The following is a 14,753-nucleotide window of genomic DNA, read 5'->3' on the forward strand; positions in this document are numbered from 1 at the left end:
GGGAGGGAATGCGCAATTCGCGTGGAAACCTACTCGGCGGCGGCCTTCAGCTTTTCGGGCTTGGCCATCCATTCCTTGCCCTTGAGCATCGCCTTCCAATAGATCGGCGGCAGCACGGTTTCCTTCAGGAACCACGCCGCGCGCGAGGGTTTGGTCCCATCCAGAAGAAAGCTGGGGAAGGATGGCCGCAGCGCGCCGCCATACCCGAACTCCGCCAGAACGATCTTGCCGCGCTCGACGGTCAGCGGACAGGAACCGTAGCCGTCATATTGCGCGACGGCAGAGCGTCCGGCGATATCGGCGACGATATTGGCAGCCACGGTCGGGGCCTGCTTGCGCGCCGCCGCCGCCGTCTTGGCATTGGGCGCGTTCATCACATCCCCCAGCGACCAGATATTGTCGTATTCCTTGTGGCGCAGCGTGGCCTGATCCACGTCGACCCACCCGCCAGCGTCGGCCAGCGGCGAGACCCGGATGAAATCCGGCGCGGTCTGGGGCGGGCAGACATGGAGCATGTCGAATTCGACGGTGACTTCGGTGTGCTCTGCCTCGGGCTTTGCGACCCTGAAGGTCGCGGTTTTGCCCGGCCCGTCGACCGCGACGAGGTTGTGGAAGAAGTTCAGCGTCGCGTCGTATTTCTCCACGTATTTCTCAAGCGCCGGGACGTAATCCTTCACCCCGAAGAGCACCCCGCCCGCATTCATGAACTGGATATCGATATCCTTCAGAACGCCGCGACGATGCCAGGTATCGCCCGACAGATACATGGCCTTCTGCGGCGCGCCTGCGCATTTGATCGGCATGGGAGGCTGGGTGAAGAGCGCCCGCCCCTCGTTCATCTGCTGCACCAGCTCCCAGGTATAGGGCGCCAGATCATAGCGGTAATTCGAGGTGACACCGTTGCGGCCCAGCGTGTCCTCCAGCCCCTCGACCTTGTCCCAGTCGAGCTTCAGGCCCGGACAGACCACCAATCGGTCGTATTTCACCACGCGGCAGCCATCGAGGATCACCGCGTTGTTCTTCGGCTCGAAGGCCGCGACAGCCGACTTGATCCAATGCACGCCTTTTGGGATCAGGCTGCCCATCGTCTTGGCGGTTGTCTGCGCGTCGAAGACCCCGCCGCCCACCATGGTCCAGCCCGGCTGGTAATAGTGGATATCCGCCGGGTCGATCACCGCGATATTCAGGCCGGGCTTGCGCGCCTTGAGACTGGCCGCGACCGATATGCCGCCCGCACCCGCGCCCACGATCACCACCTCGAAATGCGCATCACCCGTATCGGTTGGCGTCTTGCCGCCATTTGCGATGCGGCGTGCCACGCCGTTCATGTCGTAGCCTGCCGCCTGCGTCGCGGCCAAGATTTCGGACATCGGGCGTTTCTTCGACTCGTGGAAGGACCAGAGCGTCGCCGAGCGTGTGCCCGTCCGGCAATAGGCCAGAACCGGACGCTGAAGGTCGTTCAGGGCCGCGCCGAAATCCGCGACATCCGCATCGCTCACCATGCCCGATTGCACCGGAACGTAGCGCGCCTCGATCCCGGCGGCCTTGGCGGCGGCCTCGATCTCCTCGAAGGAGGGCTGGTCGGCCCCCTCACCGTCGGGCCGGTTGCAGATGATCGCGCGGAAGCCCTGCGCGGCGATGGCCGGAATATCCTCCGGCGTGATCTGCGGGCTGACGGTGACCTTGGGTGAAATCGTCTTCAGTTCCATGCTCTTCCCCTTATCCACGCCCGAAATCCGATGAGGTGACACGCCCGTCGCCATCGCGATCGAGCATCGCCAGCCAGTCGCCTGCCCGGGCGAGAAATTCCGCGCGCGAGACCTCGCCATTACCGTCAGTGTCATTGAAGGCGAGCGTCATGCCTTCGGAGGCGCGGCGCATGGCCGGACCGGCGCCCTGGGCCCCCATCTGCTCCATGTCGTTCGCGCGTGCCGCGTCGAAATAGACGTATTCGTCCGCATCGAGCGCGCCATTGTCGTCGGCATCGAAGGTCAGGAAGACATCTCCGCGCCGCGTCTCGATATCACCAAGGTCGACCACCCCGTCGCCGTCGATATCCCAGTTTTCGATGAAATGCGCGCCGGGCCGGGCATCCTGGCTCCAGGCCGGGGAAACGGCGAGGGTGAGCGCCATCGCGAGTGCGGTAAGTCTCATCCTGTCGTCCTTTCACAGGCCGTTAACGGGCACTTTGAGCATCGGGTTCCCGTCGGCATCCGTCGGGACCTCGCCCGCGCGCATGTTCACCTGCAGGGACGGGATGATGAGCTTCGGCATGGCGAGCGTCGCATCCCGTTCGGTGCGGAAACGGACGAAATCCTCCTTCGTCTTGCCGCCGCCCACATGGATGTTGTGCGCCTTCTCGTCGCCCACCGTGGTCTCCCACTGGATGTCACGCCCGTTCGGCCCGTAATCGTGACACATGAAGAGCCGCATCGCGTCGGGCAGCGCCAGCACCTTCTGGATGCTGTCGAAGAGCACGGCAGCATCTCCGCCGGGGAAATCGGCACGCGCCGATCCGCCATCCGGCATGAAGAGCGTATCGCCCACGAAGGCCGCGTCGCCCATCACATGAACCATGCAGGCCGGCGTATGGCCGGGCGTGTACATGGCAAAGGCCTGCATGTTGCCGATCTGGTAAGTGTCGCCATCCTCGAACAGCCGGTCGAACTGGCTGCCGTCGCGCTGGAACTCGGTGCCTTCGTTGAAGACCTTCCCGAACGTGTCCTGCACGACCATGATCTTCGAGCCGATGCCGATCTTGCCGCCCAGTTTTTCCTGAATGTAGGGCGCGGCCGACAGGTGGTCCGCATGGACATGCGTCTCGATGATCCATTCGAGCTTGAGGCCCTGCGCCTTGATCTGGCGGATCAGTTCATCCGCATGATCATAGGTGATCCGGCCCGCGGCGTAGTCGATATCCATCACGCTATCGACGATGGCGCATGCGGAAGAGGACGGGTCCTTGACGATATAGCTGATCGTGTTCGTGGCCTCGTCGAAAAAGGCCTGAACGTCGGGTTTGACGTCCATGTTGACGGGATAGGCGGTCATGTTCGTATCTCCTCCGGGGGGCGTCCTGGGGTGGGCTGTGGCGGGCCGATCATCCTTGGGCGGACGATCGCGCGGCCCCGTGCCTCAGCAGTCGCGGCAGGTTTTCAGGCCGACGACGCTGTAAAGTGGGCAATTTCCGATGAGGGCCGTCAGCGTGAACACGGCCGCCACGATCAGCGCGCCCCAGAACAGGATACCCGCGCCGAGGACGTTTGTGCCCAGTGCCAGCACAACTAGAAGGGCCGCGAGGACCAACCGTGCGCCACGATCCAGTTTTCCCATATTCGTCATCATGTCGAAGTCCTTTCAGAATCATTTGAACCGTTTTCGCACGGGATGGCGCGATCCTTCGGTGACTTGGTCACCGAAGGATCGGCCGGTGTGGAAAAGGGCCGCTCAATGCGCTCCGCCCGCGGATTTCACCAGACGGCTCAGACCTTCGCGGCCCGTCAGGCGCAGCTCTCCGCGTGCCTGTTCGACCCAGCCGCGCCGCTGGAATTCGGACAATGTGCGCGAGATGACCTCCCGCGCGGTACCAAGCTCGGTGCCGAGCATCGCGTGGGTCGCATGCACGACATCGGCGTCATCCGCGAGTTCCAGGAGCCGCGAGGCCAGACGCACATCCATGCGCTGAAAGACGATATCGTCGATCAGGGTGAACAGGTCGGTGATCCGGCGCGAATAGGCGGTGAAGACAAACTCACGGAAGACAGGCGACTTGGCCACGAGGTCGTCGAAGATCTTGCGCGGGATCGCAGCCGCCGTGACCTCCGTCTCCGTAGTGCCTTCGGCGGAATATTCCTCGAAGGCCAGCATGCAGGCCGTGGTCAGCACGCAGCTTTCACCCGCATGCACCCGGTAGAGGAACACCTCGCGTCCGGTTTCGGATTTCTGCTGGACCCGCACGGTCCCGTCGAGAAGCAGCCAGAGATTGTCGGCGGTCTGGCCCGGCGCGAATATCTGGGTCCCGCGCGGAACCGAAACGATCTGGCTTCCGGCTTCCAGTTCCGCGCGGATGTCATCTGGCAGGCGGCTCAACCCGCTGAACTTGTCTATCCATGACGTGTTCATGTCATTGACCTCCGAAGATATGGGAAGGGCGTGTCGCGATGATGCGCCGACCGCGACACGCGAGAAGGTCAGAGCGACCGGGTCGAGAAATACCAATCCTTCGTCTCGAAGCCCTCCGCCATCCGGGCCTCGGCGGCATCCGCCGTCTGGGGCGTCGGCACGATCACATCCTGACCGGGCTGCCAGTTCTCCGGCGTTGCCACCTTGTGCGCATCCGAGGTCTGCAGCGCTTTGACGAGACGGACGAATTCATCGACCGAGCGGCCATTGGTCATCGGGTAATAGACCATCGCCCGCAGGATGCCGTCGGGGTCGATGATGAAGGTGGCCCGCACCGCCTGCGTGTCGGAGGCGCCGGGCTGGATCATGCCGAAGGCCTGCGCGACCTTCATGTCGAGATCCGCGATGATCGGGAACGGGATATCGACACCGAAGGTCTCCTTGATCGACCGCATCCAGGCGATATGCGCGTAATGGCTGTCGATCGAGAGGCCCAGAAGCTCCGTGTCGATTGCGGCGAATTCCTCCGCGCGCTCCGCGAAGGCCACGAACTCCGTGGTGCAGACCGGCGTGAAATCAGCCGGATGCGAGAAGAGGATCAGCCACTTGCCCTTGTAATCGGCCAGCGTCTTGCGGCCATCGGTGGTCAGCGCATCAAAGGCGGGCGCGGGCTCGTTCAGTCGCGGAAACCCGACGGGCTGGGCCATGTTTTCGGCGGCGGGGGTCGTGTGGGCGTTCATGTTCAAACTCCTTCATGAGTGTCTGAACAGAAGGTACGCCGCGCAGGCATATCTGTGAAATTGATTGTACCGCTGCTCGTTATTCAATAAACCGATCACCATGACCACCCTGCGCCAGCTTCGCTTTCTTGTCGCGCTCGACGACGCCCAGAACTTCTCCCGCGCGGCGGAGATATGTCACGTCACGCAATCCACGCTGTCGACGGGCCTGAAAGAGCTTGAGGCGCGGCTTGGCACGCAGGTGGCCGAGCGCACGAAGCAATCCGTTCTGATGACGCCTGTGGGCCGCGATCTGGCGGAACGGGCGCGCAGCATCCTGGCCGAGGTGCAGGATTTCGAAGATCGCGCCCATCAGGAACACGCGGCGGGCGCCACCGCGTTGCGCATGGGCACGATTCCGACCGTGGGCCCCTACCTGATGCCCCGGGCGATGCCCCGACTGCGGCAGGCCTTGCCCGACACCAAGTTCTATCTGCGCGAAGAACTCACGGACCGGCTGGTCGAGGGATTGCTCGAAGGGCGTCTCGACCTCTTGTTGATCGCGCTGCCACATCCCCTGCCCGCCCAGATCGAGACGGACGTGCTGTTCTCGGACGGGTATTGGCTGGCCACACCGAAGGACCACGCGCTCGGCAATCGCGACAGCGTCGGCGCCGAGGATCTGGCCAATCGCGAATTGCTCCTTCTGGAAAAGGGCCATTGCCTGCAACGGCATGCGCTCTCCAGCTTCTCAGGCATCGATCTCGGGGAGGACGAAAGCTTCTCGGCCACCAGCCTGTCCACGCTCGTGGCGATGGTGGAAGAGGATCTGGGCATCACGCTGCTGCCGAAGCTCGCGGTCGATGGTGGCATCTCCAAGGGGCACAAGCTGCATCTGGGGGATGTGGAAGGCGCGCGTCCGCGGCAGGTGGCGCTCGCTTGGCGGAAGAGTTCCCCGAACGCGGCGCTGTTTCAGACGGTCGCCAAATGCCTGAGCGACGCGCGGGCGGAGCTGGAACACGCCGCCGCACCGGTTTGACCGGCGCGGCAGCTGTCACGGCTCAGAACGACAGGACGCGCGCATCGGGCGCCATCAGCCGTGCGGCCATTTCGGCGGGATCCGCGACACCCACGCCCTCCAGCAGGACGGATTGGTCCTCCCCGCTTCCCGGCAGATAGATCGCGCACACCTCGATTGTCGCGCCGGTGTTCGCCTGGATCATCTGCATCAGACCTTGCGGGCTCATGTCGCGCGGCGGCTGGCCTGCCGTGGCGGTCTCAGGCGCGTCCTGCAGCGCAAGATCGCCTGCGGGGCCGCACAAGAGGATATGCGCCTCGACGCCTTGCTGGGCCGCCTGCATCGTCAGCACCATCGACATCAGCTGAGTCTGCGGATCGGGCGAGGTCACGACGGTGACCACCTTGGCAGGGCCTTCAGCGAAAGCGGAAACCGCGGAGGCTGCAACGAATACGGCGGAAAGCAGAAGTTTCTTCATGGGTCATGTCCTTTGGTTCAGAATGTGTTCGGGTTGGCGGATATCCCCGGCAAGGGCGGCACGGTGCGCGCGACGCCCCGGCATGGGAATGGTGGTGGCAGGCAGGCCGAGCTGGAGGGGACGTGCCAAGCGAGAGGCGCGATCCCCTGTCGCCCTTGCCGCTGTCATCGGTCGGTCGCACCGGTTGTGCGTTTGGTCCGCAGGAGCGATTCCAGCACGTAGACGAGGATCGCCATCCCGACGGCGCCCATCGCGCCGATGCCGAGAAAGACGATCAGGTCCACCGGCCCGCCCAGGTCGCTGAGGTGGGATTGCGTCATCACCATCACGAACCAGACGGCCAGCACAGCGCCAAGAGGCATCGACAATTGCGCAATCAGAAACTTGCGCCAACTCACCGCGCGGTCGCGCACCAGCACGTAAAGATAGGCCAGCGTCACAAGCAGGGCGGCGGCCACCATGGCCCAGAACAGGCCGCGTCCGAAGATCTCCTCGAAGACGGCGATCAGGGTTCCGAATGTCATGTCTTTCATGGCGATGTCTCCTCAGGCCCGGCCGCGCAGCATGGCGTTGTAGGTGGCCTTGAGCGCCACCTCCTTCATGAGCCAGCTGATCCAGAGTTCCTCGAGCGGAGCGATCATGCCCGGGAACGACGGCACGAGGTTGTCGTGGTAATCGAACTCCACCAGCATCGCGCGGCCGATCCGGGTGATCAGCGGGCAGGAGGTGTAGCCGTCATAGGTCTCCGGGCTTTCGCGTCCCTCGATCGCTGCGACGATGTGATCCTCGACCACCGGCACCTGCCATTTGACTGACGCCGCGGTCTTGCCCTTGGGCACGCCCGCCACGTCTCCCAGCGCGAATATCTCGGGGTATCGGAGGTGCTGCAGCGTGGCCATATCGGCCTCGACCCAGCCCTGATCGGTCCATTTGTCGGCCCAGGCGAGCCCCGATTGCACCACGAAGTCCGGCGCGCGTTGCGGCGGGATCACGTGGATATAGTCGTAATCCACCTCCTCGGAGCCGGTCGCGGTCGCGAAAGTCGCGCGCCTCGCACCCGCGTCGATGGCGGTCAGCGTCGCGTTCATCAGGCTGTCGATGCCGCGATCCTCGAACAACATCCGCACCTTTTCGGCCACGATGGGCACCCCGAAAAGCGCGCTTTGCGGCGCGGCATAAAGCATGTTCATGCGCCCCGCATTGCCTGCCCGCCGGGCGATGTCGTCGATGAGGAACGTGTGCTTGAGCGGCGCGCCCGCGCATTTCATCTCCGTCACGGGCCGTGTGAAGAGGCCCGTGCCGCCCTCTTCGGTGAAGCGGCGCGCCGCGTCCCATGTGCGCGCGGCATGATCCGGCCCGGCATAAAGCGCGCCGATCCCGTTCTTGCCGACCATGTCGAGGCTGAACCCCTCTATCGCATCGTGATCGAGGACCAGCCCGGGCGCCACGACCAGCCAGTCATAGGCCAGGGAGGCGCCGCTTTCCGTCTCGACGATCTTGGCCTCGGGATCGACGGCGGCCACGCGCTCGCGCAGCCAGGTCACGCCATCGGGCAACCATTGCCCGGTCTGCGAGACCACGTAATCCGCGGGCTTCAACCCGGCGGCGACCAGCGAAAGACCGGGCTGATAGAGATGCTCCTGCCGCGGATTGATCAAGGTGATCTCCGCCCCGTCGAGCCTGCGGACCACCCGGTTGGCCAGGGCCGTCCCGCCGGCACCTGCGCCGATGATAACGATCTTCGCGGATGTGCGGGTCGGCGCGGCTGCGGCGTCATTGGCACGCACCAATGTTGCCGCGGCACCGCCCGCCAATGCGGTTGTCAGAAAATGTCGTCTGTCCATGATGTCCCCCTCGGGCGAAAGCGCCGACCCGGCGCTGCGGGTGCCGCTATTCCCCGACGACGACCGGTGTGCGGTCATCGTCTTCCTCGGCAAGTTTGCGATCGCGCTGCAGCTCCAGCCACATGGCGTTCATGACGGCGAAGATCGCGGCGAGCGGGAGGCCGAGCAGCCAGGCGAAATACCACATTGCGGTATCCTTTCTCAGTAAACGGTATCGGAATTGCCGGTGATATCCGCCTCGGTGACCTTGCCCCAGAGCACCTTGTAGACCCATGCGGTGTACATCAGGATCAGGGGCATGAAGATCACCGTGCAGACCAGCATGATGAACAGGGTCTGATGCGAGCTCGACGCGTCCCACACGGTCAGCGAGCTGTTCGGATCGATGGTCGATGGCAGGATGAACGGGAACATCGTCAGGCCCACCGATGCGATGACCCCGGCAATGCCCATCTTGGACCAGAGCAGGGTCGAGACCTCACGCCCCGCCACCAGCCCCCGCACGGCGAGCGCCATGCCGACAAACCCCATCACCGGCGCGATCACGATCCACGGACGCGCGCCATAGGCGTCAAGCCAAGACCCGCCACGGGCCACCTCCGAATAAAGCGGGTTCGAGGGACCATCGGTCACCACTTCGCCCACCAGCGCGAAGCCGTCGATGCCGAAGGCCAGCCACAGACCCGCAAGCGCATATCCCGCCATGGCGACCAGTCCGGCCAGGGTTCCGATCCGCCGCGCGCGGTTGGCGATGAGGCCTTCGGATTTGAGGCTCAACCAGGCCGCGCCGTGCATCAGCAGCATCGACAGCGACACCAGCCCGACCAGTAGCGCGAAGGGTCGCAGAAGTCCCAAGAACTTCATCAAAACATTGCCGTCATAGCGCGGCATCAGCATGTCGGTCAGGTGAAACGGCACGCCCAGAAGCACATTGCCCACGGCCACGCCGAACAACAGGGCCGGCACGGCACCGCCTGCAAACAGCGCCCAGTCCCAGCTGTTGCGCCAGGTGGCAGCATCGCGCTTCGAGCGGTACTTGAAGGCCACGGGGCGCACGATCAATGCTGCCAGCACCACGAACATCGCCAGGTAGAAGCCCGAGAAGCTGACCGCGTAGAGCGGGGGCCAGGCGGCAAAGATCGCGCCACCTCCGAGGATGAACCACACCTGGTTGCCCTCCCAGACCGGGCCGACCGTGTTGATGACGACCCGGCGCTCCACATCCGACTTGGCGACGAAGGGCAGGAGCGCCCCCACCCCCATGTCGAAGCCGTCCGTCAATGCGAAGCCGATCAGCAGCACGCCCAGAAGGGCCCACCAGATCACGCGCAAGGTTGCATAATCGATAAGTTCGAAAAGGATCATCTGTCTTACTCCGCAGGGGTTGCGCTTGCGCCGGGGACCACGTCGTCCAGGGCAGAGGCGGCGCGCGCTCCGGCCGGGGCGAAGGGCCCCTTGCCGTCATGGGTGCGCAGGCGATGTTCGTGGCGGGCATTCCATGCCTCGGTTTCCGCGACATCCTGGAACGGGCCCTTGCGGATGTATTTCAGCATCAGCCCCATCTCGACGATGAAGAGGATCGTGTAGAAGAGCATGAAGCCCGCAAGGGTGATCAGCAGATCGGCGACGCTCAGATGGCTCGCGGACAGGGCCGTCGGCAGCACGCCATCCACGGTCCAGGGCTGACGCCCGAACTCGGCCACGAACCAGCCCAGCTCCGCCGCGATCCAGGGCATCGGGATCGCGAACACGGCTCCCCAGAGCGCCCAGCGCGGATATGTCTGGCCCTTGAAGGACGAGCGGTAGAAGAAATAGAGCATCACCGCGATGAACGCGAAGCCCAGCCCCACCATCAGCCGGAACGCCCAGAAGAGCGGCGCTACGGTCGGCACGGTATCCTCGGCGGCCTGCGCGATCTGCGCCGGTGTCGCCTCGCGCGGGTCGTCGACGTACCGCAACAGCAGGTAGGCAAAGCCCAGATCGCCGGAATGCTCCTCGAAGGTGGCGCGCACCTCTTCGGGCGTGGCGTCCCGCGCCTCCCGGATGGTCTGCAGCGCGTCATAGGCGATGATGCCGCGTTCGACCTTGGTCTTCGCCTCTGCAACCAGATCGTTGATGCCCGGAATTTCCTGCGTCAGCGACCGGGTGCCGATGATGCCCATCGCCCAAGGGATATGGACCGCGTAATGCGTCTCGCGCGCCTCCTGATCGGGGAAACCGACCGCCGTGAAGGAGGCAGGCGCTGCTTCGGTCTCCCACATGGCCTCGATCGCGGCCAGTTTCATCTTCTGGGTGTGGCTCGCGGAATAACCCGATTCATCGCCAAGAACGACGACCGACAAGGCGGCGGCCAGACCGAAGGCGGCCGCGACCGTGATCGACCGGCGCGCCAGCTCGACATGACGGCTTTTCAGCAGGTACCAGGCCGACACGCCCAGCACGAAGACCGAGGCCGTCACGTATCCCGCAGACACGGTGTGGACGAATTTCGCCTGCGCGACCTCGTTGAACAGCACATCGAAGAACGATGTCATCTCCATCCGCATCGTGTCGGGATTGAACTCGGCCCCGACCGGGTTCTGCATCCAGCCATTGGCGATCAGGATCCACAGCGCCGAGAAGTTCGACCCCAGCGCCACGAGCCACGCGACCGTCAGGTGCTGCACCCGGCTCAGCTTGTCCCAGCCGAAAAAGAACAGCCCCACGAAGGTTGCCTCGAGGAAGAAGGCCATCAGCCCCTCGATGGCGAGCGGCGCACCGAAGATGTCGCCCACGTAATGGCTGTAATAGCTCCAGTTCATCCCGAACTGGAATTCCATGGTAATGCCGGTGGCGACGCCGAGCACGAAGTTGATCCCGAACAGCGTGCCCCAGAACTTCGTCATCTGCCGCCAGATCGGGCGGCCCGTCATCACGTAGACGGTCTCCATGATCGCGACGATGATCGACAGACCCAATGTCAGCGGCACGAAAAGAAAGTGATACATCGCTGTCATTGCGAATTGCAGGCGTGACAGCTCTACGACATCCAGCTCCATCTGAGCCCTCCTGAGGTTCGGCGGCACGGGGGCGCGGGTCGTGACAGGACCGGCCTTGGTGCCGCGATTCTTCAGGTGCCGGTATATGAGTGTGTACCGGCGCCGCTCGGTGACATCGTCACCGTGGGATGGCGCAATTGCAGGGTCCGGTCGAAAATTCCGTGCGCGCTTCCCCGATGCATCGCCGCGATGATCAGCGCGTCGGGCAAGGCGTCGCGCAGACCGGTCAGAACGGCCTGCGCCGTTGTGGGATCGAGGCCCTCGGTCGGTTCATCGAGAAGAAGGATATCGGTCCTCGCAAGAAGCACGCGCGCAAGGCAAAGCCGCCGCGCCTGACCGCCGGAGAGGCCTTTTCCCCCCTCACCCAACCGCGCGTCGAGCCCGCCGCGATCCGCCACATCTCCCGAGAGCGCGACCGCGTCGAGCGCCGTCCACATCTCGGTGTCGCCGAATTCCCCGGCAAGGCACAAATTGTCCCGGATCGTCCCGGCAATGAGCGCGCTGCGCTGAGGCAGAACGCTGACCTGCGCCCGCAGCGCCGCCTCCGCCCAGAGGGTGGGCGCCACACCTTTGATGCGGAGACCCTTCCCGGGGAGCAAGCCCGCGATCTGAAGGAGAAGCGTCGATTTCCCAACGCCGGATGGCCCTGTCAGCGCGATTGCCTCACCGGGGTGGAACACGCCGTTCGCATCGCCGCGGTCAATGACCAGGAGCGGTGCCGCGGGCGATTGCAGATCCGCGCGGGCAGAAGCCTCGGGGTCGATCTGCGGCGCGACCCGTTGCGCCGCACCGACCATCCGCCCCAGATCGGAGACACCCCGGCGCAGCGGCAGCAAGGTCTCCGCCAGAGCCAGCGCCACGAACACCCCGATGACGGCCAGCGCCGGATCGATCATGCCTGCGCCCAGAAGCCACGCACCCGCCAAGAGCGCCCCCATTGCAACCCCCGCCACGAGGATCGACATCCACATCGCCGCGTCGCGTTCCGCCCGGTCAAGGCGGCGCGCGGCATCCCGCGCCCCTGCATCAACCTCCATCAACCGCGTTTCCCGCGCCGCGATCTGCCCGGCAAGGATCAGCGCCTCCCGGTCCCGGATCATGTCGATGATCCCGCGCCGCAGGTCCTGGCTTTTCTCTTCCATCTCCGCCGATGGTCGCAAACTGCCCCGCGCGAGACGGACGAGGATCAGACACGCCAGCGACAGATAGCCCACGAGGACGATAGCCGCGACCGGCAGACCGACGAGCCAGACAAGCGCCGCGAAGACCAGGGCGTGCGTCATGAGCGCCGCCGCAATCGGAAGCACGAGGCGCAGCATCACCCCGTCCAGCGCATCCACATCCGAGATGATGCGCGTCAGGGCGCCTTCGCCGCGCAATCGCATGAGGTGGGCCGCGTCGCGTCCGGCAAAGCTGCGCATGAGGACGACGCGCAGGGCGGCCAGGGCCCTGAGCGTCGCGTCATGGGTCAGAAGGCGTTCGCCGTAGCGCGCGGCCGCCCGACCGAGGGCCAGGAAGCGCACCCCGGCCGAAGGGCGGAAGACATCGAAGGCAATGCCGATGCCCGCGAGCCCGGCCAATCCCGTCGCGGTGATGAACCAGCCCGACAATCCCAGCAGCGCGGCCCCCATGAGAAGGACCACGACCGACAATGCAGTGCCCCGCGCCACGGCTTGCGGGTCGGCCCGCACGAGAAGCATCGCGATGCGCAGCACAGCCCTCATCGCGCCACCTCGATGCGGGCATCCATCGCCGCTGCAAGCTCCGGATCATGGGTCGCCACGAGGATCGTGCGCCCTTCTGATTGCAGGCGCCGCAGCGACGCCGTGATCCTTTGCGCGGTTTCGGGATCGAGATCGGCCGTCGGCTCGTCCGCGAGGATCAGGTCGGCCCCGGTCAGGATCGCGCGCGCCAGAAGAAGCCTGCGCGCCTCGCCGCCCGACACGCCGCCTCCGGTTTCCCCGAGCCGCGTCTCGAGGCCCTCCGGCAACCGGCGCACGATATCGGCCGCATCCGCAAGCTTCAGCGCAGGCATCGGGTCCGCGCCTGTTCCCTTGGGTTCGAGCCAGGTGCGCAAGGTCTCATCGGGAAAGTGCGGACGTTGCGGCATCATCGCGATCCGCGCCCGCCACGCGTCCGCGTTCTCCGTGCCAAGGCGCTGTCCGCAGATCCTGATTTCGCCGTTCGTCAGCGGCACCAGACCCGCCAGCGCGGCCAGGGCCGTTGTCTTGCCCACGCCGCTCGGTCCCGTCAGGGCAAGGCTGTATCCGGCCCGCAGGGTGAGGTCGGGCAGCGGCACCGCGCGCCCCGCGACGTCTGCCACAGCGCCCGATATCCGCAGCTCGACCGGACCACCCAGCGGCGCCGCGCCCGTCCCCGCGCCCACAAGGCCCGTGCGCGGGGCGGCGTCCAGCGCGTCCAGATCGGCCACCACCGCAAATCCCGCCGCGCGGTCGTGCCACGCGGCAGCAAGGTCGCGGAGCGGTTGGAAAAATTCGGGTGCGATCAGCAGAAGGAACAGGCCTTGACCGAGGGTCAGCTCGCTGCCCCAATATCCGAAACCGATCTCGCCCAGAAGCGTGAACCCCACGAAAACCGCGACCATCGCCACCCCGAGCGCGGAGAAGAGCTCAAGCACGGTCGATGACAGGAAGGCGATGCGCAGCACCGCCATCGTCCGCTCGCGCAGGGCCTCGGCCCGCGTGGCGAAGACCGCGGCCACCCGCTCCGTCGCGCCCAGAAGGCGGATATCCAGCATCGCCGCCAGCCGGTCGAGCGCCATGTCGTTCATTGTTCCGATCTCGTCCATCTGGCGCCGCGAGGCATTCTCTGCGGCCATGCCCACCAGCGCCATGAAGATCGGGATGAGCGGCCCCGCGATCAGAAGCGTGAGCCCCGCGACCCAGGATTGCGAAAAGGCGAGGATCAGCAGAACCACCGGCAGCACCGAGGCGCGGGTCATCGCGACGTGGTACCGGGTGATCCAGGGCTGCAGGAGCGGCAGCTTCTGCACCACAAGCGATGCGATCTGGGCGGAGCCTGCGGGAGCGGGAAACCGGGCCTCACGTGCCAGAAGCGATGCGCGTTCCCGGGCGATCACGCGATCCGCAACGTCGAACAGAAGCGCGCCGGAGCGATGCTCCAGCAAGGCGCGCAACACCGCGCAGAGAAAGAACAGAGCGGCGGCGCGCGCTGCCACATCCAGGGGCGCCGCCCCCCCGGCCCAGGCGGACACGGCCCAGGCCAGAACGGCGGCCTGAACGGGCCAAATCAGACCCGCCAGCACCGACAACAGCCCGGCTATGCGAAGTTCGCGGGCGACGGGGGCGATGATGCGCGTCTTGGCGCGGTCTCTTGATGCGCGCACCGCGTCGCTGTCGGGTTGGGTCATGCCGGGTCTTTCCTCTGCCTGCCGCGATCTGCGCGGCAGGCGGTTCGCATGGAGCGCTTACGCCAACGCGGCCGCGGCGCTCGATCGGGCATATTGCGTCATGTCGGCATTCTCTTTCCTGGAGCGACGGCCGAAGCGCCCTG

15 protein-coding genes are annotated in these 14,753 nt (G+C 65.3%); 1 reads left to right on the forward strand and 14 read right to left on the reverse strand.

Features of this window, described 5'->3' with window-relative positions:
- Positions 1–29: 29 nt before the first annotated feature.
- The 6 genes from FIV09_RS14270 to FIV09_RS14295 form a co-directional block, all read right to left on the reverse strand.
- Positions 30–1,709, reverse strand: a complete 1,680-nt coding sequence (locus tag FIV09_RS14270) for a bifunctional protein tyrosine phosphatase family protein/NAD(P)/FAD-dependent oxidoreductase (RefSeq protein WP_152450855.1) — start codon at positions 1,707–1,709, stop codon at positions 30–32.
- A gap of 10 nt (positions 1,710–1,719) precedes the next feature.
- Positions 1,720–2,154, reverse strand: a complete 435-nt coding sequence (locus FIV09_RS14275; protein WP_152450857.1) for an EF-hand domain-containing protein — start codon at positions 2,152–2,154, stop codon at positions 1,720–1,722.
- Positions 2,155–2,166: 12 nt separating this feature from the next.
- On the reverse strand, positions 2,167–3,051 hold the full coding sequence (locus tag FIV09_RS14280; RefSeq protein WP_152450859.1) for an MBL fold metallo-hydrolase: 885 nt from the start codon (positions 3,049–3,051) through the stop codon (positions 2,167–2,169).
- Between the two features lie 84 nt (positions 3,052–3,135).
- Positions 3,136–3,345 (reverse strand): DUF2892 domain-containing protein, encoded by a 210-nt coding sequence (locus FIV09_RS14285; RefSeq protein WP_152450861.1) that lies wholly within the window; start codon positions 3,343–3,345, stop codon positions 3,136–3,138.
- 102 nt (positions 3,346–3,447) lie between these two features.
- Complete coding sequence (locus FIV09_RS14290) at positions 3,448–4,122, reverse strand: Crp/Fnr family transcriptional regulator (RefSeq protein ID WP_152450863.1); 675 nt, start codon at positions 4,120–4,122, stop codon at positions 3,448–3,450.
- Positions 4,123–4,190: 68 nt separating this feature from the next.
- On the reverse strand, positions 4,191–4,862 hold the full coding sequence (locus FIV09_RS14295) for a peroxiredoxin (RefSeq protein ID WP_254702236.1): 672 nt from the start codon (positions 4,860–4,862) through the stop codon (positions 4,191–4,193).
- Between the two features lie 100 nt (positions 4,863–4,962).
- Between FIV09_RS14295 and FIV09_RS14300 the strand changes: the two genes are divergently transcribed.
- Entirely contained in the window at positions 4,963–5,880 is a 918-nt protein-coding gene (locus FIV09_RS14300; protein ID WP_152450865.1) for a hydrogen peroxide-inducible genes activator, read from the forward strand.
- A gap of 22 nt (positions 5,881–5,902) precedes the next feature.
- On the opposite strand, the gene FIV09_RS14305 is transcribed toward FIV09_RS14300, so the two are convergent.
- From FIV09_RS14305 to FIV09_RS14340, 8 genes are all read right to left on the reverse strand, one after another.
- The gene (locus FIV09_RS14305) at positions 5,903–6,337 is read right to left on the reverse strand and encodes a hypothetical protein (RefSeq protein WP_152450867.1); all 435 of its coding nucleotides are present in this window, start codon (positions 6,335–6,337) and stop codon (positions 5,903–5,905) included.
- A 164-nt stretch (positions 6,338–6,501) separates the two neighbouring features.
- Positions 6,502–6,870, reverse strand: a complete 369-nt coding sequence (locus FIV09_RS14310; protein ID WP_152450869.1) for a DUF5368 domain-containing protein — start codon at positions 6,868–6,870, stop codon at positions 6,502–6,504.
- A 12-nt stretch (positions 6,871–6,882) separates the two neighbouring features.
- The gene (locus FIV09_RS14315; protein ID WP_152450871.1) at positions 6,883–8,181 is read right to left on the reverse strand and encodes an FAD/NAD(P)-binding oxidoreductase; all 1,299 of its coding nucleotides are present in this window, start codon (positions 8,179–8,181) and stop codon (positions 6,883–6,885) included.
- Between the two features lie 46 nt (positions 8,182–8,227).
- Positions 8,228–8,368 carry a cytochrome bd-I oxidase subunit CydX gene (gene cydX, locus FIV09_RS14320; protein ID WP_152450873.1) on the reverse strand — a complete coding sequence of 47 codons (141 nt, stop codon included), beginning with the start codon at positions 8,366–8,368 and terminating at the stop codon, positions 8,228–8,230.
- Between the two features lie 14 nt (positions 8,369–8,382).
- Positions 8,383–9,546, reverse strand: coding sequence for a cytochrome d ubiquinol oxidase subunit II (gene cydB, locus FIV09_RS14325; protein ID WP_152450875.1), 1,164 nt, complete (start codon positions 9,544–9,546; stop codon positions 8,383–8,385).
- A 5-nt stretch (positions 9,547–9,551) separates the two neighbouring features.
- Positions 9,552–11,219 carry a cytochrome ubiquinol oxidase subunit I gene (locus tag FIV09_RS14330; RefSeq protein ID WP_152450877.1) on the reverse strand — a complete coding sequence of 556 codons (1,668 nt, stop codon included), beginning with the start codon at positions 11,217–11,219 and terminating at the stop codon, positions 9,552–9,554.
- Between the two features lie 71 nt (positions 11,220–11,290).
- On the reverse strand, positions 11,291–12,943 hold the full coding sequence (locus tag FIV09_RS14335) for an amino acid ABC transporter ATP-binding/permease protein (RefSeq protein ID WP_152450879.1): 1,653 nt from the start codon (positions 12,941–12,943) through the stop codon (positions 11,291–11,293).
- Positions 12,940–14,610 (reverse strand): ABC transporter ATP-binding protein/permease, encoded by a 1,671-nt coding sequence (locus FIV09_RS14340; protein WP_152450881.1) that lies wholly within the window; start codon positions 14,608–14,610, stop codon positions 12,940–12,942. The genes FIV09_RS14335 and FIV09_RS14340 overlap by 4 nt, the downstream gene beginning before the upstream one ends.
- Positions 14,611–14,753 lie beyond the last annotated feature (143 nt).

The organism is Roseivivax sp. THAF197b, assembly GCF_009363255.1.
GTDB lineage: Bacteria > Pseudomonadota > Alphaproteobacteria > Rhodobacterales > Rhodobacteraceae > Roseivivax.

What these genes read in the sequence shown, in the direction of transcription:
- FIV09_RS14270 (WP_152450855.1), bottom strand. Translation starts at nt 1,709, where the DNA reads ATGGAACTGAAGACGATTTCACCCAAGGTCACCGTCAGCCCGCAGATC.
- FIV09_RS14275 (WP_152450857.1), bottom strand. Translation starts at nt 2,154, where the DNA reads ATGAGACTTACCGCACTCGCGATGGCGCTCACCCTCGCCGTTTCCCCG.
- FIV09_RS14280 (WP_152450859.1), bottom strand. Translation starts at nt 3,051, where the DNA reads ATGACCGCCTATCCCGTCAACATGGACGTCAAACCCGACGTTCAGGCC.
- FIV09_RS14285 (WP_152450861.1), bottom strand. Translation starts at nt 3,345, where the DNA reads ATGATGACGAATATGGGAAAACTGGATCGTGGCGCACGGTTGGTCCTC.
- FIV09_RS14290 (WP_152450863.1), bottom strand. Translation starts at nt 4,122, where the DNA reads ATGAACACGTCATGGATAGACAAGTTCAGCGGGTTGAGCCGCCTGCCA.
- FIV09_RS14295 (WP_254702236.1), bottom strand. Translation starts at nt 4,862, where the DNA reads ATGAACGCCCACACGACCCCCGCCGCCGAAAACATGGCCCAGCCCGTC.
- FIV09_RS14300 (WP_152450865.1), top strand. Translation starts at nt 4,963, where the DNA reads ATGACCACCCTGCGCCAGCTTCGCTTTCTTGTCGCGCTCGACGACGCC.
- FIV09_RS14305 (WP_152450867.1), bottom strand. Translation starts at nt 6,337, where the DNA reads ATGAAGAAACTTCTGCTTTCCGCCGTATTCGTTGCAGCCTCCGCGGTT.
- FIV09_RS14310 (WP_152450869.1), bottom strand. Translation starts at nt 6,870, where the DNA reads ATGAAAGACATGACATTCGGAACCCTGATCGCCGTCTTCGAGGAGATC.
- FIV09_RS14315 (WP_152450871.1), bottom strand. Translation starts at nt 8,181, where the DNA reads ATGGACAGACGACATTTTCTGACAACCGCATTGGCGGGCGGTGCCGCG.
- cydX (WP_152450873.1), bottom strand. Translation starts at nt 8,368, where the DNA reads ATGTGGTATTTCGCCTGGCTGCTCGGCCTCCCGCTCGCCGCGATCTTC.
- cydB (WP_152450875.1), bottom strand. Translation starts at nt 9,546, where the DNA reads ATGATCCTTTTCGAACTTATCGATTATGCAACCTTGCGCGTGATCTGG.
- FIV09_RS14330 (WP_152450877.1), bottom strand. Translation starts at nt 11,219, where the DNA reads ATGGAGCTGGATGTCGTAGAGCTGTCACGCCTGCAATTCGCAATGACA.
- FIV09_RS14335 (WP_152450879.1), bottom strand. Translation starts at nt 12,943, where the DNA reads ATGAGGGCTGTGCTGCGCATCGCGATGCTTCTCGTGCGGGCCGACCCG.
- FIV09_RS14340 (WP_152450881.1), bottom strand. Translation starts at nt 14,610, where the DNA reads ATGACCCAACCCGACAGCGACGCGGTGCGCGCATCAAGAGACCGCGCC.